The following is a 23725-nucleotide window of genomic DNA, read 5'->3' as shown; positions in this document are numbered from 1 at the left end:
AGCATATCTTTTGCTTTCATGAAAAAGTAGGCATATTGTAGATGTAGAACAGGTTAGAAAAAGATTAAAAAAAGGAGTGATTTTGATGGAGATTAAGTATGGGACTGTACCGGTTGTGACTGCTTCAGATGAAAATTATGCTCCTTATCTAAGCGTAATGATTGCAACGGCACTGGAAAATGCGAATAAGATGAGACATATATATTTTTATGTGATTGATGATGGCCTATCAGAATATAGTAAAGAAGGATTGCGTCAGACAGTTGCACAACACTCAGAACATGCAAGCATCCAATTCTTGACAGTGGAGAAAGATGTATATGAAGATTTCTTAGTCAGTGACCACATTACAACAACGGCGTATTTAAGAATTTCTCTACCTAAGACCTTAGCAAAATACAATTATAAAAAAGTGTTGTATCTAGATGCAGACGTTTTAGTGTTAGATGATATCGTTGCATTATATGACGAATCATTGAACGGTAAAACAATTGGGGCAGTAATTGATCCAGGACAAACAAAAGCGTTGAAGCGCCTAGGGATCGATTCAGAAGAATACTATTTTAACTCAGGTGTCATGGTGATCGATATTGATCAATGGAATGAAAAAGACATTACAGATAAAACGATCCAATTCCTAAAAGAAAATGGTGAACAGATTATCTATCATGACCAAGACGCATTGAATGGTGTCTTATATGGAGATTGGGAACAACTTCATCCAAAATGGAACATGCAATGTTCATTGATTTTTGAACGCCATCCAGCTCCAGATAAGAAATATGAAGAATTATATAAGAGCGGGAATGAAGCTCCTTCAATCGTCCATTTCACAGGGCATGATAAACCTTGGAATACATTAGAGGATCATCCTTATACACAAATCTATCTAAAAAATCTAGCGCATAGCGTATTAATGAAAGTAGGCGAGGTAAATGAATAGAAGAAAAGAAGTAGCAGTTGTCTCTAGTTGTAATACAAAATTTGTGCCTCATCTAGCAGCACTGTTTGTGTCGATTTTAGAAAATAGTGACCCGAAAGTGTTTGTACGTTTCTACGTGATTGATGATGATATTGAATTAGAAAGTAAAAATCTTTTACGTTACTCAGTGAAAAATTCACGAATGAATACAGATGTTGAATTTTTGAAAATCAACAAAAAATTCTTCAAAAACTTAGTGACAAGTGATCGTATCCCTGAAACAGCATACTATCGTATTGCGATCCCTGAGTTATTTAGAGGGAAAAATGTCGAACGTATCCTTTATATGGACTGTGACATGATCGCGTTGAATGATATCAGTAAACTATGGGATCTAGAGTTTAATGGCGCAGTGATGGCAGCAGTTGAAGATGCTGGTTTCCACCAACGTCTTGAAAAAATGGAGATTGAAGCAGATTCAATGCGTTACTTTAACTCCGGCTTGATGCTGATCAATGTTGAAAAATGGTTAGAACAAAACATCACGAAAAACGTTCTAAAATTCATCGAAGAAAACCCAGAAAAACTTCGATTCCATGACCAAGATGCTTTGAATGCTATCTTACACGATCGTTGGATTGCTTTGCATCCAAAATGGAATGCACAAGGTTACATCATGGCGAAAGCAAAACAACATCCAACGGCTCAAGGAGAAGAAGAGTACGAAGAAGCACGTCGTAAGCCTTATATCATCCATTACTCTGGGCATATCAAACCATGGAGTGAAGAGTTTAAAGGTGCTAGTAAAAAATACTATGAAAAGTATGCAAATATGACCGCTTTTCGTTGTGTTAAATCATTCCCTAAATATCCATTGTACGCTCGTGTTCAACGAAATACTGAATTGAGTCATTGATCGATAATAGAAAAAACTTACTATTAATAGAGGAGATGATCGATATGGAAATTACGCTGACAAGAAATGCGATGGACATCTTAAAGGAAAAAGCAGGCGAACAATCAAAATTAGCGCTTGCATTGATCAATAGTAAAGATCCTTTCCTTAGAGACAAAGGAGCGTGTGCGAAAGGTAGCTTTTTTCAAATTATCCCTTTTGTTACTGAGTTTGGACTATACGTCACAAAAATCAATCATCCTTCGCTAGAAATCTATACATCACAAAGTGAACAATGCTATTTAGGCAAACATTTGACGATGGATTATGATCATGTATTAAATAGTTTCTCATTGGAAAACGAGATTGCTGTACTAGATCATAACATCAAACTAACTAATTGTTTCTTTAGCTGAGTGTACACTAGAAAGGACGATTCACCATGCTGGAATATTACTTGATTGATGAAAACAAGAAAGTAATAGCCGCAGATGAAGAACATTTTAATTGGCTTGTTATTGATACGAGCGATACTGAGGAAATCGAACAGGTAACTCGAACCTATCAACTCCCTGAAGATATATTTGTTGGTATGACTTATCCAGAAGAGGTCTCCCGCTTAGAACATCTATCAGGAACAAGTTTGAACAACCCGATTTCCTTAGTACTGCTCAACCTTTCAAGTGAAAAAGAAAAAATCGAACGTCGTCTGACACCATTATCTTTCGTCATATCAAATGACTTATTGATTACTTGTCGAGACGAAAAAACCAATTTTATCGATCGGCTGATTGAACATCATGGTAATAAAATCGATTCTTTCGAAAAAGTGATTGTTTATGCGGCATTAGATATTTATACCCATTTTGTCAAAGAACTTCGTGAAATGAAAACGCGTATTGATTCGCTAGATCAAGAAGCACGAAAAACGACAGAAAATGAAGAATTGTATAAGCAGGCTGATTTAGAAAGAGATATTGTTTATATCGATCATACGTTGCGGGATCAAAAAGAGACAATGGACCTCCTCTGGGAGACTCCTGAATTCAAAGAACGTGTCAATGATGAACAGTTGCTTTATGACGTTCGTTTGAGACAACGTCAAACAGAGAAGATGATTTTGATTTATCGCGATCTGTTAGAAAGTATCGGTGATCTGTTCAATGGCATGATGGACAACAATTTGAATCATCTGATGAAATATCTGGATTCTACCGCATTGATCATCTCTGTGCCTGCGATGATCGCAGGTATTTGGGGAATGAACACAGGCGGTTTACCAGGAGAAGATTCAGCAACTGGTTTCCTCTTAGTATTAGGGGGCTCAATCGTTGCTGCTGCTGCTTTAGGGTATCACTTATTTAGAAAAGATTACACGAAATAACCAATATGGGCTTAAACGCCCAAATTTATAACGTCAGTTATGACTAAAAACTAGGAGGATCAACATGACAGAACCAAATTTAATCGACCCAAGAAAACTATATCACACAGAAGAATTTCCAAAACAGGATCAAGAAACTCCGGCTTTGCAAAAGGATATGAAACCTGTACCTGATTGTGGAGAAGAAAGCTATAAAGGCACAGAGCAATTAGCAAATCGCCGTGTCTTGATCACAGGTGCAGACTCTGGTATTGGACGTGCCGCGGCTATTGCCTTTGCACGAGAAGGTGCAGATGTAGCCATTCAATTTTTCCCAGGTGAAGAAGAAGACGCGCAACAAGTGGCCCATTATATCGAAGAAGCTGGACGTAAAGCATTACTATTACCTTATGATTTGCGAGATGAAGCTGCACCAAAAGAAATCATCCAAAAAACAGTGGATGCTTTTGGTGGATTAGACACACTTGTTCTTAATGCGGCGCAACAAATTTCGTCCCCTTCAATTGCAGAAATCCCATTGGAACAAGTAAAAGATACTTTTGCTGTAAATATCATCGCAATGTTTGCACTTGTGAAGGAAGCAATTCCACATATTCCAGCAGGAGGAGCAATCCTTACAACGACTTCAGTCCAAGCATTCAATCCAAGTGAACACTTGTTAGATTATGCAGCGACTAAAGCTTCGATTGCAAACTTCACCATTGGTTTAGCAAAACAATTAGCACCAAAAGGAATTCGTGTCAACGGCGTAGCACCAGGACCAATTTGGACACCATTACAACTAGATGCAGGTCAACCCAAAGAAGATCTACCTGAGTTTGGTCAACAAGCATTGTTGGAACGTGCAGGACAACCAGCTGAATTAGCGCCTGTTTATGTCTTTCTTGCATCCAACAAAGCAAGCTATGTCACAGCACAGATTTACGGTATCACTGGTGGAGAAGCCATTAATCTATAATCAGTGACAAGAAGCTAGGAGGGCGAGACAATGAACAAAGGAGCCAAAACGATAGGAGCGATCTTACTGATCCTTCTGCTGTCTGTTTTAATATTTGCAATGTTGCTAAGCTCAGTTTATCCATTGCCGTTTAAGTTAGAAGAATTTCGCTTTTTATCATTAACTAACTTTTACGTACAACAATATGTCTTTTGGGTAACCGCAGCTTTTGCTGTGTTGACACTTATATTGATTCTAGTCTTATTATTCTACCCAAAAACTTACCGTTCATTCTTACTAAAAAAAGGTGATGGCGAGTTAACATTAGACAAAAAAGCAATCGAAGGAATGGTTCGTTCACGATTGACGAAAGAAGAGTTTGTTTCTTCCCCAAAAGTAACGATCAAAGCAACAAAAAATAAAATTGACGTAAAAGTAAAAGGCGAGTTGAAACGTACGTCATCATTAATCGGTAAAACAGGAGCACTGATGTCAGACATTGAGCGTGATGTAAAACAAATCATCGGTACAGATGAACCAGTGAATGTCCTGATCAATTATACCGGTTTTGACTCACCACAATCAAAAAGAGTCGAACACTCACGAGTACAGTAAGGGGGAGAGAAAATGAACGAAATCTTTTCGACATACAAGCTCCCAATTATTTGTGGCGCGCTTGGATTGATATTAGCTATTTTACTAGTAGCTGTCGGATTTTTTAAAACATTGCTGATCGTGATTATGGTTGCGCTTGGTGTAGCCATCGGCATGTATTTAAAAAGAACCGGAATTTTAGAACATTACTTTAAATCTTAGGAGGCTTTACCATGGAAAACAATCATTCAAATCAAAACGGAAATACACCGAAATCAGCACATCCAGATCCAACAACACCGAATCAAGCACAAGGGATCAAAGATGAAAAAAATAAAACTGCGCCAGTGTCTGCACATCCAGATCCAGTGGTGCCGCATGTAGAAGAAAAAGTAGCGCATGATCAAAAAGAACACCACGATCATCCACATCATGAAGCGAAAACTCCTGGTGTGCATACTCCAACTCATGAGGCAAACAAACAGACAAATGAAGTGAAGGGCAGTGAAGAATCGATGAACGGTGAAGTAACTTATGATGACAAAGTCATTCAAAAAATTATTGCGATCGCATTAGAACGTATCGACGGACTATTGACAGTAGACGGAGGATTTTTCTCTAATGTAGCTGGAAAATTAGTCAATACTGACAATGAAACAGCTGGGATCGAAACAGAAGTAGGTAAGAAACAAGTTGCTGTTGATATGTCGATCGTCGTTGAATACGGCAAAGACATTGAAGATATCTTTAAACAAATGAAAGAGATCATCAGTGAAGAAGTAGCGAATATGACACACTTAGATGTCATCGAAGTGAATGTCAATGTAACAGATATCAAATCAAAAGAAGAATTTGAACAAGATCAAGTCACTGTCCAAGATAAAGTGACGGATGCTGCAAAAGCAACTGGAGAATTTGCGTCAGAACAAACAGACAAAGCAAAACATGCAGCAAGCAAAGGAACGGAAAAAGTAAAAGAAAATAACGAGCCAAGAGTACAATAAAATATCTTGGTGAGTCAAAACTTTTAATTAAAATAAATGAGATGTCGCATTGAAAAAATCGGCTAGACACTATAGGAGGAAATACAGATGGGTTTTATTTGGTCATTAATCGTAGGTGGAGTTATCGGAGCAATTGCAGGAGCAATCACTAATAAGGGTTCTTCAATGGGTATCATTGCGAACGTCATTGCAGGACTTGTTGGTTCAGCAATCGGACAAGCAATATTAGGATCATGGGGACCAGTCATTGGTGGTATGGCAATCGTGCCTTCATTGATTGGTGCGATCATTTTAGTTTTGATCGTGTCATTCTTTGCGCGTAAATTATAAGAATAAAGAAGAAATTTGCAATGGATGCAAAAATTCTTTTACTTTGAAATAATCGGTAACATTCAATTATCTTGAATTTGATTGAAGGATCTTTACAAGTTGACTTGTTCAACGAAGTGAAGATCCTTCTTTTTTGTTGTCCTTTCGGCGTTTTTGCAAGTAGATGATTAGTAAATTATTTTCTCACAAAAAATCTTCTTTCAATTACTCCTAATCAAAAGGGAAAAATGACGTTACGCAAGACGATGATGACCGATAAAATTGAAGAAGTAAAGCTTTTCAATGCTTTTCTAAATGATTTGAAAAAGGAGTGAATAGTAAAAAGACGATTAAGAAACGCAAAATACATAACGTTTTTATAAAAGAGTCATTTGAATTACTACGAACATCCTTTAAAAAAAAGAAACGACTATCGACAGAGAATGAACCAAACAAAAAAGTTTTTCTCTGATTGTTTGATAAAGGGAGGAAATAATTTGAGAACAAGAAGAAAACTGTTGAACAGTGCTTTGATCCTAGGTTTGACTTTAGGCAATCTCAATGACATAGTCGTTCAAGCAGTGACCGCATTCCATGAACTAGGTCTGATTCAAAGTAGACAGGCAAGAACGACTACTAATGAGAGGGAAAAAAAGAATGTGGAAAAATTAAAAAAGAAACAAATGAAAAAGTGAAACAACCAGAGAAAGAGCTAAATGACTCGAAGGAAATAAATGAACTAAGCAAAGAGGAGTTAAAGAATTTAAGTAAAGAAGAGATAATAGAACGGAGTGATTCGTTAGATCAACTATTAAATCCCATCCACGCACAAGATTTACCTTCATGGATTCCGTATGTAAGTAACCTACGGGATAGGCAATTAGGGGACATGTTGACGGGGCATTTAAGAGCTGGGATCAGAAGCAACCTAGATCTAACACAAGATAATTTTAACATAGGTGATAAAGTTATTTTAAGAAATGTCACACCTATGTACTACCGAACACCGGGTTTTGGTTATAATGATTTTATTCGATATATCGTCGAAGATCTAAGCCCTTTGCGCCGAAATGATCATACTCAACGAGCAGTTTATACGGTGATTTCTGATCCAAAGAGTGGGAACTTGGCCAATGCAAGTCACACCTTCATTAAGCGCCTTACATAATACTCGAACAGAAGGGGAAATGAATGTGGTCTTTACCCGTTTAAAAATAGCACTACCTCAAGAAGAAGAATTCGAAATCCGCAGATTCCCATTTTCTTACTGGGGACATTCCCAGGGAATAAATAATGGATGTTGGAGATTGGAGAGTAGCTCAACTAGTTTCATTGTCGATTTCTCTGGAACTGACATTGGCAGTATTCGCCTTACTCCAAAATCTGAGTCATTGATTCTGGAACATCAACAGGGTATTCCTGATCCAGAAAATTTTGTGGATGCCCACAATACGAGGGGAACGGTAGAGTATGAATGGGTAACGCAATCTGATACAAGTCAATTAGAGGTAAGTAAAGCATTGAAATTAGAGTTAGTGATCAAACCGTAGACCTGCTGTCACGCTTCCTATTGAAATCGAAATAAAACCATTGATTTCCACGACCAATCCTCAAGTTACGATGCGTCAAAATGATTCGAATCCTATGTCGCAAGAGCTATTTACGATCGCGGATGATGGCAGTTATCAACTTACGTGGATAAATACTATCAGTACCACTAATTTAGGCAATTCATTTGGCATGCGAGAGTGCGTATCCAAGATGGCAGAGAAGCAATAGAAAGTATGGATGTGACGATTGTTCCAGATGAAGGATTGCAGTTAGAATTGAGTCCTGCGAGTGTTCAAGGAAGATACTCAGTGGACGAACAAGGTGCAGAAGATAAACCAGGTGCAGAAGATAAACCAGGTGCTAGCGAAGAGGGTGCTGGAAGTGAAAGCTGTGAAAATGGAGAAAGTGGACAAGATGACAGAAGTGATCTTGAAGCAACAGGCAACTTACCACAAACAAATGACACTCGAAACACACTTCTTTCAGTAATAGGAACTATGTTACTTGCCTTGGTTGGCGGTATCTTCTTCTGGAAAAAACGATCGACTGAAAAGTTGGAAAAAGAGTCCGATAAATAAAATTAAGACATTTTTTATCCACTTTTTTATTCATAGTAGAAAAAATAGTTTTTAGAGAAGAAAAAAGACCTCTAAAATTAAATATGGGAAACACTCAAAGGAAGGGAAACCCAAATTTGAGTGTTTTTTATTTGTTTGTGAGGTGAATAGAAATGTTGAAGATTTTGTCAAAAAAATTAAAAAGACAATTGAAGTTACTGGAATACTTATTTGAAGGTGATACCTATCGCTTTAACGACTTAGAAAATTTACTTGGTTGTTCAGCCAAAACGTTAAGAAATGACTTGCTTGATATTCATTCTTATGCCAACGATATCAAAATCCAAATGACTCGAGAAGAGGGAGTGAAAGCAACAATTCTACCTCATGTCACGGAAGATTATATCTATCAAGTGATCAAGCAAGAGTCGATTGAATATCGCTACTTGGAAGCTATTTTATTACATAAATTCAAGAATTATCTTGAATTAGCAGACTATTTATTTATTTCTGAAAGTACCTTGCGGCGAATCGTCGATAAAATCAATCCAATGTTACAGAGTTATGATCTGAAAGTACAAGCACTGATCAAACTTGTTGGAAACGATCAAGTCATTACTGAAATGACCGTTCAGTTCTTAATGGAAAAATATCATTATTTTGAAGATGCATTTCCTGCATCCTTTCGGTTGATGGTGACTCAACTTGCGCAGGATTTTGTTGAAGAAAACAACTTGCAACAAGCACTGATTAGTTTGGAACCGCAAGAAGAAAAAATATTTCATTTTTGGATTGCTGCTCGGATATTATTGCTACAAAATGATAATGGGGTAGTTTCGGTTAGTAAAAAACAAAAAAAATTCAAGTACGAAATACTATCAAATAAACGTTTGCGTCTACCAAAGAGCAACGAATTGATTAATGAACACTTGGCAAGTTTTATATTCGATCAAGCATTTATTTTTCAATTATTCGACAGAGGTTCTTTGAATCAAAAAAATCCAATTCTATTTGCAATTGATAGTTTTATCAAAGAAGTGGAAGAAAAATATGGAATTGTGTGCGAAGATAAAAAAAAGATCTTTCGTAAAGTAACTATTTTATTACAACAAAGCACGGTGCCTTTCTCTATAAGTTATCAAAAAAATTCTCTTTTTTTTAAAAATAGTCACTCAGAAATGAATAAAATCCAGCTTCGATTATGGAATAAGTTAAAACATTATGTACATACACATCATATCCTACTAAATGATTTCGAAGAATTTGCGACAACTATGTTTACAGAAATATTATTGTATTGGCCAGATTTAATAAAAAAATTCGAAGATAATAAGCAAGTTCGCGCGTTAGTCATCACCAACTCTACACTAAAATATGACGCCTATTTACTCAGTGAATTAGACCAACAATTGGGTAATCATTTTGAATTTGTTGCTAGAAATAATCAAACCTTGTCCCAAGATTTAATCAATTATGAAAATTTTGATTGTATTATTTCAAATATTACGATTGATAAAACCTATAATATCCCTATATTCGGTATATCCGTCTTTCCAAAAGCGAGAGAGATCCATAATCTGATCAACTTTTATCAAGAATTACTGGCTTGATTACGAATAAAAAAATGCAAGTCCTCCAAATCTTGAGATTATGGAGCTTGCATTTTTATAACACCAAAACTATTTAGATTTCTTGATCTTTTTCAAAGACAAGAAGGTCTCCTGGCTGACAATTCAAAACTTCACAGATTTTATCTAATGTGGTGAAGCGAATCGCTTTCGCTTTTCCAGTTTTTAAAATTGAAAGATTAGCCATGGTAATACCCACTTTTTCACTTAGTTCTGTTACTGACATTTTCCGCTTTGCTAACATTACGTCTAAATTAACAATGATCGCCATCTCACACCTCACACGGTCAATTCGTCATTTTTCTTCAAACGAATTGCTTCTTCCAATATTTTGATCAAGACATTCATTAATACTAACCCCGCAAAAGGTAAGAAAACCAGTGCAAAACCTAATAGCATCAATCCAGGCGCGTCATCCGCATCTGCCATTTGATAGAATTTTGGTAAAATACCAAAAGTACTGAGTGATAAGAAAATCATTACTTTTCGGATATAGCTAACTAAACGATGTGAATGATCAGAAAATGTTTGGTCTTTAGAGATGATTGTTAATAATTTAAAAATGATACCGCCAATAATGATACCTGATAGTAGAGTGGTGAAAATGACTAAACTCAATAGGGTGGTTTGCCAATCTAAGGGGGCATTTGATTCTTTGGTCAGTAACTGAGTACCCAACAACAGACCAAAGAGTCCGAAAACAACACATATTCCGATAGTCGTTGTTTTTAAAAAGCGTGAATGATTTTTCATTTATTTAACCTCCTAATAGAATGTATATATTGATATTCAACTATAATATATCGTTTTTCGATAAAAAGATGGTTGAACGATTGCCTTTTCCGAAGAAAAGGCAATCTAACGAAGCATTGGTGTTACTTAAAACCTCTAAAGAGGCGATTACTCTATATTAACTCTTTCTCATTTAAACAATGTATTCCCTAACCACTAATACATCCTTGTAACCCTTTAGTTACGCCAGTGGGATTAAATTTCATAAAAACAAATTAAGATGTCGTATAACATATGATTCGCAATATATTTATTATAGCACAACATACAATTGATGTAAATAGACTATTACTTCCAGAAAAAATCCTTGGCTGCACCGAAAAAATGAAAAGTTCTACGCAGTTTATTAATCAACATGTAATCCAAAAGACTAGTGAAATGTGCTACAATCTTTTTTGGTGAAAAGGATTAAAACGTTTTTGTTATCGAAAGGTACATAAAATGAAGAAATTAGTCTTTGTCTAAGAGAAATGGGTAATGAAGCAATTCTTTGTTGTTTTTGGTTTGTTGTGCACGTGAGGACTTACTTAAATTAGGGGGATATTTTGTGAATTTAGACACGCTGGAAAGCTTGTTGATTGTCATCGTTCAAACGGCTTGCATCTTTTGGGTGACTAGCTATTTGGAAACGCATTTAAAAAATCGGTATTACGTCATTTTGTCAATCATTGGAATCATTTGCTATATGGCACTTTATTTTTTGATGAATTTTTTTGCAACTGCAGTTTTATGGGCTAGTTTATGTGCCGTAACCTATTACTTCCGGAGAAATATTTATATTGCGCTATTTATCCCTTCTGTCACATTCTGTTTATATATTTTTTCCGATTATATCATCAATTTTAGTTATACGATTCTTCATTTGGTTCTAAACATAAGATTAACTGTGATTCTAGGAACCCTTCTTTTTTTCTTCTTTGCATATATTTTCAAAACATGGTTATTAGAAAAGTGCTACAAAGATCTCTTGACGATGAAAATCAGCGGAATCATCGCAACAGCGACGATTTGTGTCTATTTTTGTCTGGTGGTCATTGAAAGATTTCCAAATTTGCGAATTTATTTGATCGATGCACATGAGCTATTCATGATATTGTATGGGCTGTTGTCAGCGATCATTTGTTTTTCTTTTATTTTCATAAAAAGAACGGAATATGAAAATAGAGAGCAAAAACGTCAAATGAGTTACTTGATCGAATATAGTGAACAAGCTGAAAAAAATTATTTAGAGATTCTAAAATTTAAACACGATTACAAAAATATTCTAATTTCATTGGAAGAGTATATCGAAACTGAAGATTTAACAGGTCTAAAGGATTATTTTAGAAATAGTATCAAAGCGACAGGATCGATTTTTGACCAAGAAATTTTTAGGATGTCTTCGATTTCAAATATAAAAATTCGAGAAATCAAAAGTGTGATCATGAGTAAGTTATATATGGCACACCAGAAAGGAATCCATGTGAGCATTTCTGTGCCTGAAGTGGTCAATCATGTGGAAGTGTCTACGATGGTACTCGTAAGAATGCTGGGGATCATCTTGGACAATGCAATTGAAGCCTCAGAAGAAATTGAACATCCAGAAATTGAACTAGCAATCGTGGCAGACCATAAAGACTGTACATTTATGTTGATCAATAACTGTCCACATGATTTGCCTAAATTACATGATTTAAAGAAAGCAAGTTTTACGACAAAACCCGGTAATTCTGGGATAGGTTTGACAAATCTGGATGAGCTAGTCCAGTTGAATGCAAATGTATTTTTAGATACAAAGATCCAAGATGAAAAGTTTATACAAATCATAACTATATGTGAGGTAGAGGGGTAACTATGTTAAAAATTTTTATTTGTGATGATGAAGAGATCCATCGTAACCGCATCACCAATATTATTAAAAATTACGTGATGATGATGGACTATGATGTGGAGTTCCAACTAGCTGCAGATAACCCGTATGATATTTTATCCTACGTGTCAACTAACAAAACAGAGGGTATCTATTTTTTAGATATCGATTTAAATTCAGATATCAATGGTGTGGAACTAGGAAAGCAGATCCGACAGTATGATCCAACAGCCAAAATCATTTTTGTTACGACTTATACCGATTTTGTCTATCTTACTTTTCTTTATAAGGTAGAGGCGTTGGATTATATAATCAAAGATAATGAAGAACAATTGCAACAAAAAATCAACAGTTGTATTGATATTGCGATCGAACGCTATATGAATACTGCGTTGTCTACCAGGGAACAGATCTGGTTAAAAAGCGGTGCCGTCGATGTAAAATTATATGTGGATGAAATTCTCTTTTTTAGTTCAAGTTCAACACCACATAAATTGATCGTACACTTGGACAATCGCATGATTGAGTATGCGGGGAGAATTAAAGAAATCGAAAAATTAAGTGATTCTTTGTGTCGCTGTCACCAATCGTTTGTCGTCAATTTGGCAAATATAGCAGAAATCAATAAAAAAGAGCGAAAAGTGATTATGACGAACGGGGAAGAATGTTTAGTATCTACCAGATACTTAAAAAAATTAGCTACTCGTTTTGAAAATGAGTTTTCGCCCAAAGCATAAACGCATCGTTTTTTGCACTTTTGACAAAAAAAGAAACACTTTTGATAAAATAATCCATAGATTTATAAAATAGGTATAATAAACTGCGAAGGAGCGTGAAAGATGACTGAAGAGTACATTTCAATAGAGGAAAAATTATCAAAGAAAATAAGTGGACATTTCGCTTCACAATTAGGACTTTCACCGATTGAACAAGCAAAGGTGGAATATGGGTTATCGATCCTATTTGTTGATCTGTTCAAGATGATCGTGATGTATGGTATTGCGTTTCTCTTACATATTGTGGGAGCAGTATTCATCACACACCTTGTATTCATCTCAGTTCGTTTTACCACGAAAGGATTTCATGCAAGTAACAGTGCAGTTTGTACAATACTTAGTGTGCTTTTCTTGGTTGTTTTGCCATGGATCACCGCTTCGCTTGGTTTTGAATCGACTCGTCCTGTGTTTGTTCTCGGAATTCTATTTGTGGGTTTAGGAATATTCGTAAAAGAGCGGACGATCAATCAAGCAAAAGGACCTTTCCGATTAAGAAAAGCGGTTCTTATTATTTTGTTCATCACAACGATCGGCTTGCTTTTACCTAGTGACAGTATTCGTACATATCTTTTGTTAGGTCTAGCAATTGCTATATTGTTGATGTTTATTAAAAATAAAGGGGTAGAGTAAATATGTTAACAAGTCTAAAAACAAAGAAATTACAAATGATGCAGGTTATCTCAACAATGGCGATTGCTATCGCAACTTACGCAATGGGAACGATCGGTGCAGATTGCACATTCGTTATCTACAAACCCAAAATGCCTGAAGCATTAAAAAATGAAATGAATAAATAAAAATAAAAAAGCGATTTAGAAAAAATCTAAATCGCTTTTTTTTTTTGATATTCATACCCATTCATTTCTTTCGATAATTTTGTAGTAAGAGAACGAATAAAAAGAAAAACAATGATTCCCACAGAGTAGTGGTCCAACTAAATTCTTTAAACACCCCAAAAAATAGATTACCAGCATTGGAAACAATCAAGTAAATAATCGTTATTATAAATGCATATATGGATTTTTTTAGCATATGACACCTCTTTCTAAGAGTAATAGTTTTACTAAATTGAATAACTATTATTCTAACATTTTTCTTTTACTTATTATAAAATATTTTAATGGTTTTTGAAAAGGGTATCATCCTTTATAATAAAACATTAAAACATTTGGTTTGAAAGTGGGGAATGATCGTTTCTTGCTGCATTTTGTCATTTTTATTTTTTATTTTGTAATATAAATGAGCATTATCTTTGCAATTTTTAATCTTGAATACTATCCTTGTAGTATAGCCAGCAAGAAACAATAGAAGTTATATAATAATTGTTACTGTTATTTAAGATTTCTATTCAGGAGGGAGTACCAAAGTTATTTTGAGCCTGCACTTTTTGGTAGCGCTTACTTTAGGTAGGTATTTCTATGGGTTCCTCAAGCGATATACTTGTTGGTCATGTGTTGAAAAATAAAAAATAAGATACTTAGGAGGTGGAAAATGAATAAGGGGGTAAAGATCATCGGTGTAATTGTAAGCATAATTTTACTTTCAGTACTTTTGATCATCGCTCTAGTTAATGCACCATATATCTTACCTGAACAATTGGAACGTTTTCGCTTTTTTACGATAACAAATTATTATATGCAACAATTTATTTTCTGGGTTGCAGTCGTTTTTGCAATTGTTGTCGTTCTCATCTTATTATTTGTTCTTTTCTATCCAAAATCGAAAGGAACATTCGTATTAAAGCACAAAGATGGAAAATTGACGTTGGATAAAAAAGCAATTGAAGGACTGACTCGTTCGTATCTACACGAAGAAGAGTTCATCCAATCACCAAAAGTCAAAGTACGATCAACAAAACAGAAAATCAATATTCATGTAAAAGGCGATCTAAAACGTACTTCTTCTCTGATTGGCAAAACAGAAATGTTGATGCAAGAAGTGAGAGATCAAGTTGCCAATGTCCTTGGTTCAGAACAAGAGATCAAAGTAGCTGTCAATTATAGTAGTTATCAAGAAGAAAAAGATCATGAAGACAACCAGCACTCACGAGTAGAATAGGAGGGCACACAAATGAAAGAATTTTTTTCACTATATAAGCTCCCTATTATCTTTGGGGGTCTTGGCTTACTATTAGCCGTTTTATGGTTAACAGTTGGATTTTTCAAAACTCTTTTAATATTGATCATGACCGCTATTGGTGTGGGTATTGGTTTTTATTTAAAAGAAACCAAATTGTTAGATGAATATTTCAAATCATAGGAGGAATTTAATATGGAAAACAAAGATTTCAAAAACGTGAACACTACTACAGGTACAAATCCAGTTGCTGATACTGCAGCAAAAGGTGAATTGACTTATGAAGACAAAGTCATTCAAAAAATCATTGGTTACGCATTGAAAGACGTTGACGGTTTGTTGACTCTTGATGGCGGATTTTTCTCAAATATTGCTGAAAAATTAGTCAATACAGATAACGTGACTGCTGGAATCAACGCAGAAGTTGGTAAAAAACAAGTTGCTGTTGATTTAGATGTAGTTGTTGAATATGGAAAAGATATCGAAAACATTTACGATCAAATCAAAGAATTGATCAGCACAGAAGTAAATGAAATGACTCATCTTGATGTGATCGAAGTTAACGTAAATGTTGTTGACATCAAAACACAAGCAGAATACGAAAAAGATCAAGAAACAGTACAAGATAAAGTAACTGATGCAGCAAAATCAACTGGTCAATTTGCTTCAAAACAAACTGACAAAGCAAAATCAGCTGTTGGCAAAGGTGCGCAAAAAGTAAAAGAAAACAATGAACCACGCGTACAATAAACTTAATTTTATAGAATTTTAGGAGGAAATAATCATGGGATTTATTTGGTCATTAATCGTTGGTGGTATTATCGGAGCAATTGCAGGAGCAATCACAAATAAAGGTTCTTCAATGGGAATCATTGCGAATGTGATCGCAGGTTTAGTTGGATCAGCTATTGGTCAAGCACTTTTAGGTACTTGGGGTCCAGTGATCGGTGGAATGGCAATCGTACCATCACTTATCGGAGCAATCATTTTAGTATTGATCGTTTCATTCTTTGCACGTAAGCTTTAAGCAAAGATCGCTTACTCAGATGTAATGATCTGATCAAGAAAGAGATCGACTAAACATTCTAACAGACCACAAAGAGTAGTTTTTATGGCTCTTTGTCAATAAGGACTGATGAGTTGTGCAAAATCAAATCTGGGTCAGAATGAACCTCATTCTGGCTCAGATTTTTTGTTATCTTACTTTGATTAATTGATTGATCAAAAAGATTCTAATTCTCATGTTCTCGAATGATTTAAATCCGTAGGATACTCGTTTCATTGTCTTTATGTGGGTATTCTTCGCTTCTATTTTTCCATTGGAATAAGGATAGATCATTGCGTTGGTGATGCCTTCTTCATAGGTCAGAAGGTTTTGAAGCTTTTCCCGAAAGCTGTCATCCAACGTTTCGGGAAGTTCTGCTAATAAGGAGAAAAATAAGTCAGGGTCTTTGTCTCGAAAGGCTTCAACTAATTCATGAAAAAAGGGATACGCCTCCTTTAGGGGCGTAGAAAACTCAAGCAATCGATCAATCATCATTGCTTCAGTAAGAAATGGGTATTTTGGTGCTCGGAAACTTTTCCATGTTTTGTATTCATAATGGTTGATGTTTGCACGATTTTTTAGCAAAAAGCGCCAGTTCTTTTTCAGTTTTTCTGCCTGGCTTTTCTGTCCTGCTTTACGAAGTTCATTCATTTCACGGATACGCAACTCATTGAACGCTTGATTCATGTGTTTGACAATATGAAACCGATCAATCACTATTTTCGCATTTGGCAGAACACGCTTGGTGAGCTGGAAGTAGGCGGCGTTCATGTCTGTCACCAAGAATTCTACTTCTTCTGGATTGGTACACTTTAAGAAATAGCTTGTTAATCGAGGTAATTTACGCGTAGGCAAAACATCTATTAATTTTCCTGTTTCGCCATCTGCGCAAATAAAGCTCATTTTATCTTCTATGGAAGCATGCGAACGAAATTCATCAACCATCAATACTCTTGGGAGAATCTTCTTAGATTGCTTTGGTAAATAGCTTTTAAACTCTTTCAATGTACGAATAACAGTGGTCAAAGATACCTGACAGCTTTTCGCAATAAAAGATAAAGATACTTTTTCAGTCAGTAAAGAAGCAATTTTATATCTAACATGATTTGCGATTGAATGTCTGGATTGGACAAAATAACTTTGAGCAGTCCAATGGGTTCGGCAGTTTTTACAGGTATAGCGCTGCTTTTTTAGGCGCATAACCAAAGGCATATGATTGTATTGTTCAAAACGGACAATCGTTTCTTTTTTTCCATTTTTCACTATAATTGCTTTCCCGTTTCCATCTACCACAGTAGAACCACAACTTCTACAAGCACGAGGAGTAGGCGAGAGAACAGCATCGACGACCAACGTCTTTTTCTTCTGAAGGGTCTCGTAAGAGACCTCTGTAATCATCAAATCTTTCTCTATTATTCTCAGCATTTTTTTGATAGAATCATTCATATAGCATATCGTCCTCTCAGTTGTTTATTTTGTGGTGATTTAATCATACTAGAGAACGATATGTTTTTTAATACCTAAAATGAAAATGGGACTGAAGAATCAATTCTGATTCATCAGTCCCATAAATTATAGAGCCGTTTTTATTCTAACTCTTTGTGGTCTGTTTGTTTGTACATATTTTCGAATATTCGTTGTTTGTCTTTTATCAATCGGTTAAGTCACTTGAATTCCGTATTTATCATAAAAATAATATGTAAATTACGATTTTTTTGATATTAAAAAAATAACAAAATGCTTATTCCATAGCAATCTTCGAGGTTTAACTGCTAGATAACTGTTATTTCTCGTATTGACGTTAAATATTGCTATAGATAAAGCATTTTTTCTTTGTTATCCTTTTATTGAAATATTATATGAAGAGTTTTTATAAGCATCATTTTATAACGTTGATTTCAATTTTTTACAATAAAACAAACATAAAAACTAGGAGTTAAGAATATTTTCAAGATATTTACAAATAATATATGTAATCTAAATATTCGAACGTTAAGATGAAGATGTGAAAGAAAACAACTGTCATAAAAAATATAAGGAAGAGCGGAGGGTCACTTATGATTGAGGTGATCGGATTACAGAAAACTTTTGATAATGGCTTTGAAGCATTGAAGCAAGTAGATTTTGCGATTGAAAGAGGAGAACTTGTTTGTCTTTTAGGCCCTAGTGGCTGTGGTAAATCAACGATGTTGAACCTCATCGCAGGACTATTACAACCGACAGATGGCGATATTCGTTTTAACGGGCAATCGGTCATAAAAACAGAACCTAAAGATCGTAATATTGGCTTTGTTTTTCAAAATTACGCGTTGTATCCACACATGACTGTCTTAGAAAACATCATGTTTCCTTTATTAGTTGGGGATAATAAAAAGAAAAAAGGCGAAGCAAAAGTGATTGCTGAAAAATATATGGATTTAACCAATATCAAAGAGTTGCAGAACAAGAAACCTGGGACTTTATCTGGTGGGCAACAACAACGAGTAGCCATCACGAGAGCCTTAGTACCAGAACCAGAAGTCTTATTATTGGATGAACCTTTAAGTAATCTCGATGCTCGACTACGCTTGAAGATCCGTGAAGAAATTCGCAGGTTAGTGAAAGAAGTGGGGATCACGACGATTTTTGTCACCCACGATCAAGAAGAAGCTCTATCGATCAGTGACAAAATCATCTTGTTGGAAGATGGCAAGATACAACAAGAAGATGACCCTCAAAATCTCTATTTAGAGCCAGAAAATTTATTCGTGGCGAAATTCATTGGTAATCCAATTATTAATTTTTTACCGATTGAAGTCATCGATGATCGGGTCAAACATGCGTCATTTGATTTACCACTTACTCATTTTATGGAAAAGCGTTTCAAAAAATCAATCACAAATGGTAAATATTACTTAGGCATGCGTCCTGAAGATATCTTTCCAAGCGATAATGGACCTTTGAAAGGGAAGATTCAAAGTGTTGAGTTGATCGGTCGTGAACGGATTTTACACTTTGAACTTGCAGGAGAGCGAGTAAAGTCGATTGTACGAGTGGAAAATGAGATTACTGAAGGAACTAAGGTTACGTTTAATTTGGCTTATCCTAAAGTGTTCTTATTCAGTCTTGATGGAGAGAGGATCTATTGATGGGAAAGAAGAATTATAACTCTGAAAATCAGCTAAAGGCTTGGTATTTTTTGCTTCCAGCATTACTTGCAATTTTCGTATTCAATATTTATCCGCTTTTTCGAGCTTTTTTTATGAGCTTTCAAAAAGGGACATTGATCAATCCTCGCTTTGCAGGAGTTGAGAATTATCAACGGTTGTTTAGTGATCCGGTATTTTTTCGCGCATTGAAAAATACTGCATTCTACAGTTTTACCGTCGTACCAATTGCTTTGATTCTTTCATTAGCAATTGCGTGGGTGATTTTTGAAAAAGTAAAGTATAAGTCATTTTTTGAAGCGATTTTTTTTATGCCCTATGTCACGAGTACAATAGCGATCGGTATTGTTTTTCGCTATTTTTTCAACGGATCTTACGGACTCATCAATTATTTACTCGAGTTTGTTGGGCTTCCCCGCGTGAATTGGTTAGATAGTGTGTCAATGAGTATGCCGACTTTGATCCTCTTTGGTATTTGGACAAGTCTAGCTTTCAATATCATCATATTATTAGCCGGATTCCGTAACATTGACAAAGAGCATTACAAGATCGCGAAAATGTTTGGCGCAAATGAATGGGAGATTTTTTTACAAATCACTTTGCCCCAACTGCTTCCTACATTGACGTTTCTCTTAACAGTCAATTTGATTGGCGCATTTAAAATCTACACGCAAGTTTATGCACTGTTTGGTGGTCAAGCTGGAATTGCAAAAAGTGCGATGACCGCAGTATTTTACATTTATGATAAGTTCCACGTTGCAGGTAGACCAGGTCTAGCTATGGCAGCAACACTTGTTTTATTCTTGCTTATTCTAAGTATTACTTTTTTCCAACAGTTGATTTTGAAGAAAGTGGGGAGACAAAGATGAAAAAAATCGTTACATTGCTCTCACTCTTATTTTTGACACTCCTAGGAATCATTACTGTTTTTCCATTTATCTATATGATACTCGGTGGATTGATGACGTATCGGGAAGCGACAAGTATTCCACCAACTGTTATACCTGATTCCTTTCAATGGGTGAATTATTTCGCGGTATTTGAAAAAGCGCCATTTATTCAATACTTCATCAACACGTCATTTGTATCGTTAGTAACCACATTGGCAACCATTATCACTTCACTGTTGGCAGCATTTGCTTTAGCAACTTTGGAATTTCGCTACAAGAAAGTAGTGATGGTAGGATTGATTTCTCTGTTGATGATTCCATACGAGTCGATCATATTTACGAATTATAATACAATCGCACGTTTAGGCTTGTTGAACTCTTATACTGCCTTGATTTTACCGTTTTTGACGAGTATTTTTTATATTTATTATTTGACTAATTACTTGAAAAGTATTTCACGTTCCTTTTATCAAGCAGCTAAGATCGATGGCGCATCTGATATGGAATATATAAAAAAGATCCTTGTTCCTATGTCTAAGCCAGCGCTGGTCACAGTAGGAATTTTGACTTTCATTTCGAGTTGGAACTCCTTTTTATGGCCGTTATTGGTCACAAATGACAAAAGGTTTCGATTATTGAACAATGGCTTATCTGCATTTACGAGCGAAAGTGGCAGTGATGTCCACTTACAATTAGCAGCAGCCACCTTAACGGTATTACCAATTGTGCTTATTTACTTTATTTTTAGAAAAGAAATCATCCGAGGAGTGGCAAAAAATGGGATCAAAGGCTAATCAAAAAACAAGTATTACCTTTCATAGTGGGCTCATGACGATCGGTGGAACAGTCATTGAAATTGCTTACGGGGACGATAGAATCTTTTTTGACTTTGGGACAGAATATCATCCTGAGATCAACTTACCAAATGAAGAGCTACCAACTTTACTAGATGTAGGATTTATTCCAGCAATTGATATTTATGATCCTCGATTGACCACACAAAAGCAAGAGACTAAGTTTAAAAATACTGCAGTATTTTTATCGCATGTTCACTTGGATCATACAAAAATGATCAATTATCTTGATCCAAAAATCCCCTTATATACATTAGAGCCGACCAAAGATTTATTGGAAAGCTTAAATCGTAACGGGACATTCTTGTTGCCTTCCCCTTATATAGAAGGAAATACACGAATGATCAAAACGATTGCGCCTGATCAAGATATTCACATTGGCGAAATAACGATACGTTTGTTTCCTGTGGATCATGATGCATATGGGGCAGCAGCCTTTCTTATCGAAACACCAACTGCTTTGATTGCTTATTCAGGTGACCTTCGTCTTCATGGATTTGACCGACATTTGACAGAAGAGTTTTGTGAAGCGGCACAGAAGGTCGATGTATTGATGCTGGAAGGAGTGAGCATTAGTTTCCCAGAGAAAGAAAAGAAACATGTGACATCACTAGATAGCGAAAGAGGACTGACGGAGCAACTGGTGAAGTTGATCCAAGAAAACGAGAATCGTCAATTGACCTTCAATTTTTATCCAGCGAACATCAAACGCTGGGAAGCTTTGATCGATGCCTCCCCACGACAAGTAGTTGTGGAAGCAGAAATGGCTTTACTCTTACAAAAAGTCGCAAAACGAGAAGTCCCTTATTACTACGCTGAGAAGAAAGAGCGGATCGATACATTAGATCCACAACTTGAGTATTCTTACGATACTTTATTAGCAGATTCGACAGATTATTTTTGGCAATTTGTTGGTAAGGTTGACTCATTACAAAAAGGAGGTCTGTATATACACAGTGATGCCCAACCATTAGGCGAGTTTGATCCCCAGTACGCGATTTTTAGAGCATCTTTTGAAAAGCAACAAGTGGAGTTTAAGCAGTTATCATTATCAGGTCATGCAAAACCTGCGGATCTAGCAGAAATCATCGATCGGATAAAACCAGCTATGTTGGTCCCAATCCATACGTTAAAACCTGAGAGTATGCATAATCCATATGGAAGCAGAGTATTAGTACAAAGAGGCGAAACCATTCAACTATAATTGGAGGAAAATGAAAAATGAAATGGACAACTATTAGTAAGTTTTTGGTAGCATCAGCAGCTGTAATGACTTTAGGCGCCTGTGGGAACACTGGCTCGAACGCATCTTCGTCAAGTGAAGAAATTGTCACTGATTTAACAAAAGACACGACGATCACCTTTTGGCATGCAATGAACGGTGCGCAAGAAACAGCGTTACAAAAGATGACTGATGATTTTGTTAAAGCAAACCCAACTATCAAAGTCGAATTACAAAACCAAGCCCAATATTCTGATCTACAAGCAAAGATCAACTCCACTCTTCCGTCACCAGGAGATCTACCAACCATTACTCAAGCTTATCCTGGTTGGTTATACGATGCTGCACAAGACGAGATGCTCGTTGATCTCCAACCATTGATCGATAATGACACGATTGGTTGGCAAGACCAAGAAGCGATTCGTACCTCTTTGCTGGATGGCGCCAAGATCAATGATGTCCAGTACGGTATTCCTTTTAATAAATCGACTGAAATGCTCTTTTATAACAAAGATATGTTGGAAAAATATGATGTCGCTGTACCAACGACATTCGCTGAACTCAAAGAAGCATCCCAAAAGATTTATGAAGCAACGGATGGCGAAGTTGTAGGTGCCGGCTTTGATTCTTTGAACAACTATTATACGATCGGTATGGAAAACAAAGGGGTTGAATTTAACAAAGAGTTAGATTTGACCAGTGACAAATCAAAAGAATTGATCAACTATTACGCGGAGGGTGTCAAAGATGGATACTTCCGGATTGCGGGATCAGACAACTATTTATCAGGGCCTTTTGCCAATCAAAAAGTAGCTATGTTTATCGGATCGATTGCAGGGGAAGGATATGTGAAGAAAGATACGGAAGGTGTATTTACGTATGATGTTGCTCCACGCCCTGAAAAAATCAATTTACAACAAGGAACGGATCTCTACATGTTCAGTAGTGCCACACCAGAAGAACGGACAGCAGCGTTTTTATATATGAAATTCTTATCAGAGCCAGAAAACCAATTGTATTGGGCAACCATGACTGGCTATATGCCAACGATCGAATCAGTATTAGAAAGTGATGACTACAAAAATTCATCGGAAACAAAAGTCCCACGACAGTTAGAAGAGGCAACGAAAGAATTGTTCTCGATTCCAGTCGTGGAGAATAGTGACAATGCGTTCAACGAAATACGTACGATCATGGAGAATATATTAGCTAACACAAATCAAGATACAGATCAATTGATCACAGATTCAGTACCGCAGTTAGAAGATGCTTGGAACCAATAAAAACGACTGAG

General features: G+C 35.9%; 30 protein-coding genes. 27 read left to right on the top strand and 3 right to left on the bottom strand.

Annotation, left to right across the window (positions count from 1 at the left end; all coding sequences use genetic code 11):
- The first annotated feature begins 85 nt into the window (after positions 1–85).
- The 14 genes from HZ311_RS00585 to HZ311_RS00520 all read left to right on the top strand — a co-directional run bounded on the left by HZ311_RS00585 (position 86) and on the right by HZ311_RS00520 (position 9763).
- Positions 86–943 carry a glycosyltransferase family 8 protein gene (locus tag HZ311_RS00585; RefSeq protein WP_178946394.1) on the top strand — a complete coding sequence of 286 codons (858 nt, stop codon included), beginning with the start codon at positions 86–88 and terminating at the stop codon, positions 941–943.
- Positions 936–1838 carry a glycosyltransferase family 8 protein gene (locus HZ311_RS00580; protein ID WP_023519737.1) on the top strand — a complete coding sequence of 301 codons (903 nt, stop codon included), beginning with the start codon at positions 936–938 and terminating at the stop codon, positions 1836–1838. The genes HZ311_RS00585 and HZ311_RS00580 overlap by 8 nt, the downstream gene beginning before the upstream one ends.
- A gap of 44 nt (positions 1839–1882) precedes the next feature.
- Positions 1883–2233, top strand: coding sequence for an iron-sulfur cluster biosynthesis family protein (locus tag HZ311_RS00575; RefSeq protein WP_023519736.1), 351 nt, complete (start codon positions 1883–1885; stop codon positions 2231–2233).
- A 26-nt stretch (positions 2234–2259) separates the two neighbouring features.
- The gene (locus HZ311_RS00570) at positions 2260–3201 is read left to right on the top strand and encodes a magnesium transporter CorA family protein (protein ID WP_023519735.1); all 942 of its coding nucleotides are present in this window, start codon (positions 2260–2262) and stop codon (positions 3199–3201) included.
- A gap of 64 nt (positions 3202–3265) precedes the next feature.
- Positions 3266–4159, top strand: coding sequence for an SDR family oxidoreductase (locus HZ311_RS00565; RefSeq protein ID WP_023519734.1), 894 nt, complete (start codon positions 3266–3268; stop codon positions 4157–4159).
- Between the two features lie 30 nt (positions 4160–4189).
- Positions 4190–4753 carry an alkaline shock response membrane anchor protein AmaP gene (gene amaP, locus HZ311_RS00560; RefSeq protein ID WP_178946393.1) on the top strand — a complete coding sequence of 188 codons (564 nt, stop codon included), beginning with the start codon at positions 4190–4192 and terminating at the stop codon, positions 4751–4753.
- A 12-nt stretch (positions 4754–4765) separates the two neighbouring features.
- The gene (locus HZ311_RS00555; RefSeq protein ID WP_010735369.1) at positions 4766–4954 is read left to right on the top strand and encodes a DUF2273 domain-containing protein; all 189 of its coding nucleotides are present in this window, start codon (positions 4766–4768) and stop codon (positions 4952–4954) included.
- An 11-nt stretch (positions 4955–4965) separates the two neighbouring features.
- Complete coding sequence (locus HZ311_RS00550) at positions 4966–5736, top strand: Asp23/Gls24 family envelope stress response protein (protein ID WP_023519733.1); 771 nt, start codon at positions 4966–4968, stop codon at positions 5734–5736.
- A gap of 87 nt (positions 5737–5823) precedes the next feature.
- Positions 5824–6066, top strand: coding sequence for a GlsB/YeaQ/YmgE family stress response membrane protein (locus HZ311_RS00545; RefSeq protein ID WP_010735371.1), 243 nt, complete (start codon positions 5824–5826; stop codon positions 6064–6066).
- Positions 6067–6542: 476 nt separating this feature from the next.
- Entirely contained in the window at positions 6543–6740 is a 198-nt protein-coding gene (locus tag HZ311_RS00540) for a hypothetical protein (RefSeq protein ID WP_023519732.1), read from the top strand.
- Complete coding sequence (locus HZ311_RS00535) at positions 6737–7213, top strand: hypothetical protein (RefSeq protein WP_178946392.1); 477 nt, start codon at positions 6737–6739, stop codon at positions 7211–7213. Before HZ311_RS00540 ends, HZ311_RS00535 begins: the two co-directional genes overlap by 4 nt.
- Positions 7179–7595: a hypothetical protein gene (locus tag HZ311_RS00530; RefSeq protein ID WP_023519730.1), complete on the top strand. Its 417-nt coding sequence runs from the start codon at positions 7179–7181 to the stop codon at positions 7593–7595. Before HZ311_RS00535 ends, HZ311_RS00530 begins: the two co-directional genes overlap by 35 nt.
- 198 nt (positions 7596–7793) lie before the next feature.
- Positions 7794–8174 carry an LPXTG cell wall anchor domain-containing protein gene (locus HZ311_RS00525; RefSeq protein WP_137072480.1) on the top strand — a complete coding sequence of 127 codons (381 nt, stop codon included), beginning with the start codon at positions 7794–7796 and terminating at the stop codon, positions 8172–8174.
- A gap of 152 nt (positions 8175–8326) precedes the next feature.
- Positions 8327–9763, top strand: coding sequence for a helix-turn-helix domain-containing protein (locus tag HZ311_RS00520; protein ID WP_153829808.1), 1437 nt, complete (start codon positions 8327–8329; stop codon positions 9761–9763).
- A gap of 73 nt (positions 9764–9836) precedes the next feature.
- Here the strand turns inward: HZ311_RS00520 and HZ311_RS00515 are convergent, their stop codons facing one another.
- Positions 9837–10052, bottom strand: coding sequence for a helix-turn-helix domain-containing protein (locus tag HZ311_RS00515; RefSeq protein WP_010735376.1), 216 nt, complete (start codon positions 10050–10052; stop codon positions 9837–9839).
- An 8-nt stretch (positions 10053–10060) separates the two neighbouring features.
- A complete protein-coding gene (locus HZ311_RS00510) occupies positions 10061–10534 on the bottom strand; it encodes a DUF2975 domain-containing protein (RefSeq protein WP_010735377.1) in 474 nt (157 codons plus the stop codon).
- Between the two features lie 586 nt (positions 10535–11120).
- On the opposite strand from HZ311_RS00510, the gene HZ311_RS00505 reads away from it, so the two are divergent.
- From HZ311_RS00505 to HZ311_RS00470, 8 genes are all read left to right on the top strand, one after another.
- A complete protein-coding gene (locus HZ311_RS00505; protein WP_023519726.1) occupies positions 11121–12404 on the top strand; it encodes a GHKL domain-containing protein in 1284 nt (427 codons plus the stop codon).
- A 2-nt stretch (positions 12405–12406) separates the two neighbouring features.
- Positions 12407–13159, top strand: a complete 753-nt coding sequence (locus tag HZ311_RS00500; protein WP_023519725.1) for a LytR/AlgR family response regulator transcription factor — start codon at positions 12407–12409, stop codon at positions 13157–13159.
- A gap of 102 nt (positions 13160–13261) precedes the next feature.
- Complete coding sequence (locus HZ311_RS00495) at positions 13262–13828, top strand: accessory gene regulator B family protein (RefSeq protein ID WP_137072478.1); 567 nt, start codon at positions 13262–13264, stop codon at positions 13826–13828.
- Between the two features lie 2 nt (positions 13829–13830).
- Positions 13831–13995 (top strand): cyclic lactone autoinducer peptide, encoded by a 165-nt coding sequence (locus HZ311_RS00490; protein WP_023519723.1) that lies wholly within the window; start codon positions 13831–13833, stop codon positions 13993–13995.
- A gap of 694 nt (positions 13996–14689) precedes the next feature.
- Complete coding sequence (gene amaP, locus HZ311_RS00485) at positions 14690–15256, top strand: alkaline shock response membrane anchor protein AmaP (RefSeq protein ID WP_023519722.1); 567 nt, start codon at positions 14690–14692, stop codon at positions 15254–15256.
- A 12-nt stretch (positions 15257–15268) separates the two neighbouring features.
- Entirely contained in the window at positions 15269–15457 is a 189-nt protein-coding gene (locus HZ311_RS00480; RefSeq protein ID WP_010735385.1) for a DUF2273 domain-containing protein, read from the top strand.
- 12 nt (positions 15458–15469) lie between these two features.
- On the top strand, positions 15470–16024 hold the full coding sequence (locus HZ311_RS00475) for an Asp23/Gls24 family envelope stress response protein (protein ID WP_019724584.1): 555 nt from the start codon (positions 15470–15472) through the stop codon (positions 16022–16024).
- A gap of 34 nt (positions 16025–16058) precedes the next feature.
- Positions 16059–16301: a GlsB/YeaQ/YmgE family stress response membrane protein gene (locus HZ311_RS00470; RefSeq protein ID WP_010735387.1), complete on the top strand. Its 243-nt coding sequence runs from the start codon at positions 16059–16061 to the stop codon at positions 16299–16301.
- Between the two features lie 168 nt (positions 16302–16469).
- Here the strand turns inward: HZ311_RS00470 and HZ311_RS00465 are convergent, their stop codons facing one another.
- On the bottom strand, positions 16470–17765 hold the full coding sequence (locus HZ311_RS00465; protein WP_010734358.1) for an ISL3-like element ISEfa11 family transposase: 1296 nt from the start codon (positions 17763–17765) through the stop codon (positions 16470–16472).
- A 611-nt stretch (positions 17766–18376) separates the two neighbouring features.
- On the opposite strand from HZ311_RS00465, the gene HZ311_RS00460 reads away from it, so the two are divergent.
- Genes HZ311_RS00460 through HZ311_RS00440 form a run of 5 tightly spaced genes read left to right on the top strand, consistent with a single transcriptional unit; the run spans position 18377 to position 23714 of the window.
- Complete coding sequence (locus tag HZ311_RS00460) at positions 18377–19447, top strand: ABC transporter ATP-binding protein (RefSeq protein ID WP_178946391.1); 1071 nt, start codon at positions 18377–18379, stop codon at positions 19445–19447.
- Positions 19447–20334, top strand: coding sequence for a carbohydrate ABC transporter permease (locus HZ311_RS00455; RefSeq protein ID WP_041684204.1), 888 nt, complete (start codon positions 19447–19449; stop codon positions 20332–20334). The genes HZ311_RS00460 and HZ311_RS00455 overlap by 1 nt, the downstream gene beginning before the upstream one ends.
- Positions 20331–21149 carry a carbohydrate ABC transporter permease gene (locus HZ311_RS00450; RefSeq protein ID WP_010735390.1) on the top strand — a complete coding sequence of 273 codons (819 nt, stop codon included), beginning with the start codon at positions 20331–20333 and terminating at the stop codon, positions 21147–21149. Before HZ311_RS00455 ends, HZ311_RS00450 begins: the two co-directional genes overlap by 4 nt.
- Complete coding sequence (locus tag HZ311_RS00445; RefSeq protein ID WP_178946390.1) at positions 21133–22413, top strand: MBL fold metallo-hydrolase; 1281 nt, start codon at positions 21133–21135, stop codon at positions 22411–22413. The genes HZ311_RS00450 and HZ311_RS00445 overlap by 17 nt, the downstream gene beginning before the upstream one ends.
- A gap of 17 nt (positions 22414–22430) precedes the next feature.
- A complete protein-coding gene (locus tag HZ311_RS00440) occupies positions 22431–23714 on the top strand; it encodes an extracellular solute-binding protein (protein ID WP_023519718.1) in 1284 nt (427 codons plus the stop codon).
- Positions 23715–23725: the final 11 nt, after the last annotated feature.

The organism is Enterococcus mundtii, from assembly GCF_013394305.1.
Lineage (GTDB): Bacteria > Bacillota > Bacilli > Lactobacillales > Enterococcaceae > Enterococcus_B > Enterococcus_B pernyi.
Note: the sequence above shows the minus strand (reverse complement) of the source record. Positions and strands in the feature narration are given on the sequence as shown.

What these genes read in the sequence shown, in the direction of transcription:
- HZ311_RS00580 (WP_023519737.1), top strand. Translation starts at nt 936, where the DNA reads ATGAATAGAAGAAAAGAAGTAGCAGTTGTCTCTAGTTGTAATACAAAA.
- HZ311_RS00440 (WP_023519718.1), top strand. Translation starts at nt 22,431, where the DNA reads ATGAAATGGACAACTATTAGTAAGTTTTTGGTAGCATCAGCAGCTGTA.
- HZ311_RS00555 (WP_010735369.1), top strand. Translation starts at nt 4,766, where the DNA reads ATGAACGAAATCTTTTCGACATACAAGCTCCCAATTATTTGTGGCGCG.
- amaP (WP_023519722.1), top strand. Translation starts at nt 14,690, where the DNA reads ATGAATAAGGGGGTAAAGATCATCGGTGTAATTGTAAGCATAATTTTA.
- HZ311_RS00470 (WP_010735387.1), top strand. Translation starts at nt 16,059, where the DNA reads ATGGGATTTATTTGGTCATTAATCGTTGGTGGTATTATCGGAGCAATT.
- HZ311_RS00530 (WP_023519730.1), top strand. Translation starts at nt 7,179, where the DNA reads ATGCAAGTCACACCTTCATTAAGCGCCTTACATAATACTCGAACAGAA.
- HZ311_RS00565 (WP_023519734.1), top strand. Translation starts at nt 3,266, where the DNA reads ATGACAGAACCAAATTTAATCGACCCAAGAAAACTATATCACACAGAA.
- HZ311_RS00545 (WP_010735371.1), top strand. Translation starts at nt 5,824, where the DNA reads ATGGGTTTTATTTGGTCATTAATCGTAGGTGGAGTTATCGGAGCAATT.
- HZ311_RS00515 (WP_010735376.1), bottom strand. Translation starts at nt 10,052, where the DNA reads ATGGCGATCATTGTTAATTTAGACGTAATGTTAGCAAAGCGGAAAATG.
- HZ311_RS00550 (WP_023519733.1), top strand. Translation starts at nt 4,966, where the DNA reads ATGGAAAACAATCATTCAAATCAAAACGGAAATACACCGAAATCAGCA.
- HZ311_RS00480 (WP_010735385.1), top strand. Translation starts at nt 15,269, where the DNA reads ATGAAAGAATTTTTTTCACTATATAAGCTCCCTATTATCTTTGGGGGT.
- HZ311_RS00445 (WP_178946390.1), top strand. Translation starts at nt 21,133, where the DNA reads ATGGGATCAAAGGCTAATCAAAAAACAAGTATTACCTTTCATAGTGGG.
- amaP (WP_178946393.1), top strand. Translation starts at nt 4,190, where the DNA reads ATGAACAAAGGAGCCAAAACGATAGGAGCGATCTTACTGATCCTTCTG.
- HZ311_RS00585 (WP_178946394.1), top strand. Translation starts at nt 86, where the DNA reads ATGGAGATTAAGTATGGGACTGTACCGGTTGTGACTGCTTCAGATGAA.
- HZ311_RS00520 (WP_153829808.1), top strand. Translation starts at nt 8,327, where the DNA reads ATGTTGAAGATTTTGTCAAAAAAATTAAAAAGACAATTGAAGTTACTG.
- HZ311_RS00570 (WP_023519735.1), top strand. Translation starts at nt 2,260, where the DNA reads ATGCTGGAATATTACTTGATTGATGAAAACAAGAAAGTAATAGCCGCA.
- HZ311_RS00460 (WP_178946391.1), top strand. Translation starts at nt 18,377, where the DNA reads ATGATTGAGGTGATCGGATTACAGAAAACTTTTGATAATGGCTTTGAA.
- HZ311_RS00495 (WP_137072478.1), top strand. Translation starts at nt 13,262, where the DNA reads ATGACTGAAGAGTACATTTCAATAGAGGAAAAATTATCAAAGAAAATA.
- HZ311_RS00500 (WP_023519725.1), top strand. Translation starts at nt 12,407, where the DNA reads ATGTTAAAAATTTTTATTTGTGATGATGAAGAGATCCATCGTAACCGC.
- HZ311_RS00510 (WP_010735377.1), bottom strand. Translation starts at nt 10,534, where the DNA reads ATGAAAAATCATTCACGCTTTTTAAAAACAACGACTATCGGAATATGT.
- HZ311_RS00465 (WP_010734358.1), bottom strand. Translation starts at nt 17,765, where the DNA reads ATGAATGATTCTATCAAAAAAATGCTGAGAATAATAGAGAAAGATTTG.
- HZ311_RS00450 (WP_010735390.1), top strand. Translation starts at nt 20,331, where the DNA reads ATGAAAAAAATCGTTACATTGCTCTCACTCTTATTTTTGACACTCCTA.
- HZ311_RS00475 (WP_019724584.1), top strand. Translation starts at nt 15,470, where the DNA reads ATGGAAAACAAAGATTTCAAAAACGTGAACACTACTACAGGTACAAAT.
- HZ311_RS00455 (WP_041684204.1), top strand. Translation starts at nt 19,447, where the DNA reads ATGGGAAAGAAGAATTATAACTCTGAAAATCAGCTAAAGGCTTGGTAT.
- HZ311_RS00575 (WP_023519736.1), top strand. Translation starts at nt 1,883, where the DNA reads ATGGAAATTACGCTGACAAGAAATGCGATGGACATCTTAAAGGAAAAA.
- HZ311_RS00490 (WP_023519723.1), top strand. Translation starts at nt 13,831, where the DNA reads ATGTTAACAAGTCTAAAAACAAAGAAATTACAAATGATGCAGGTTATC.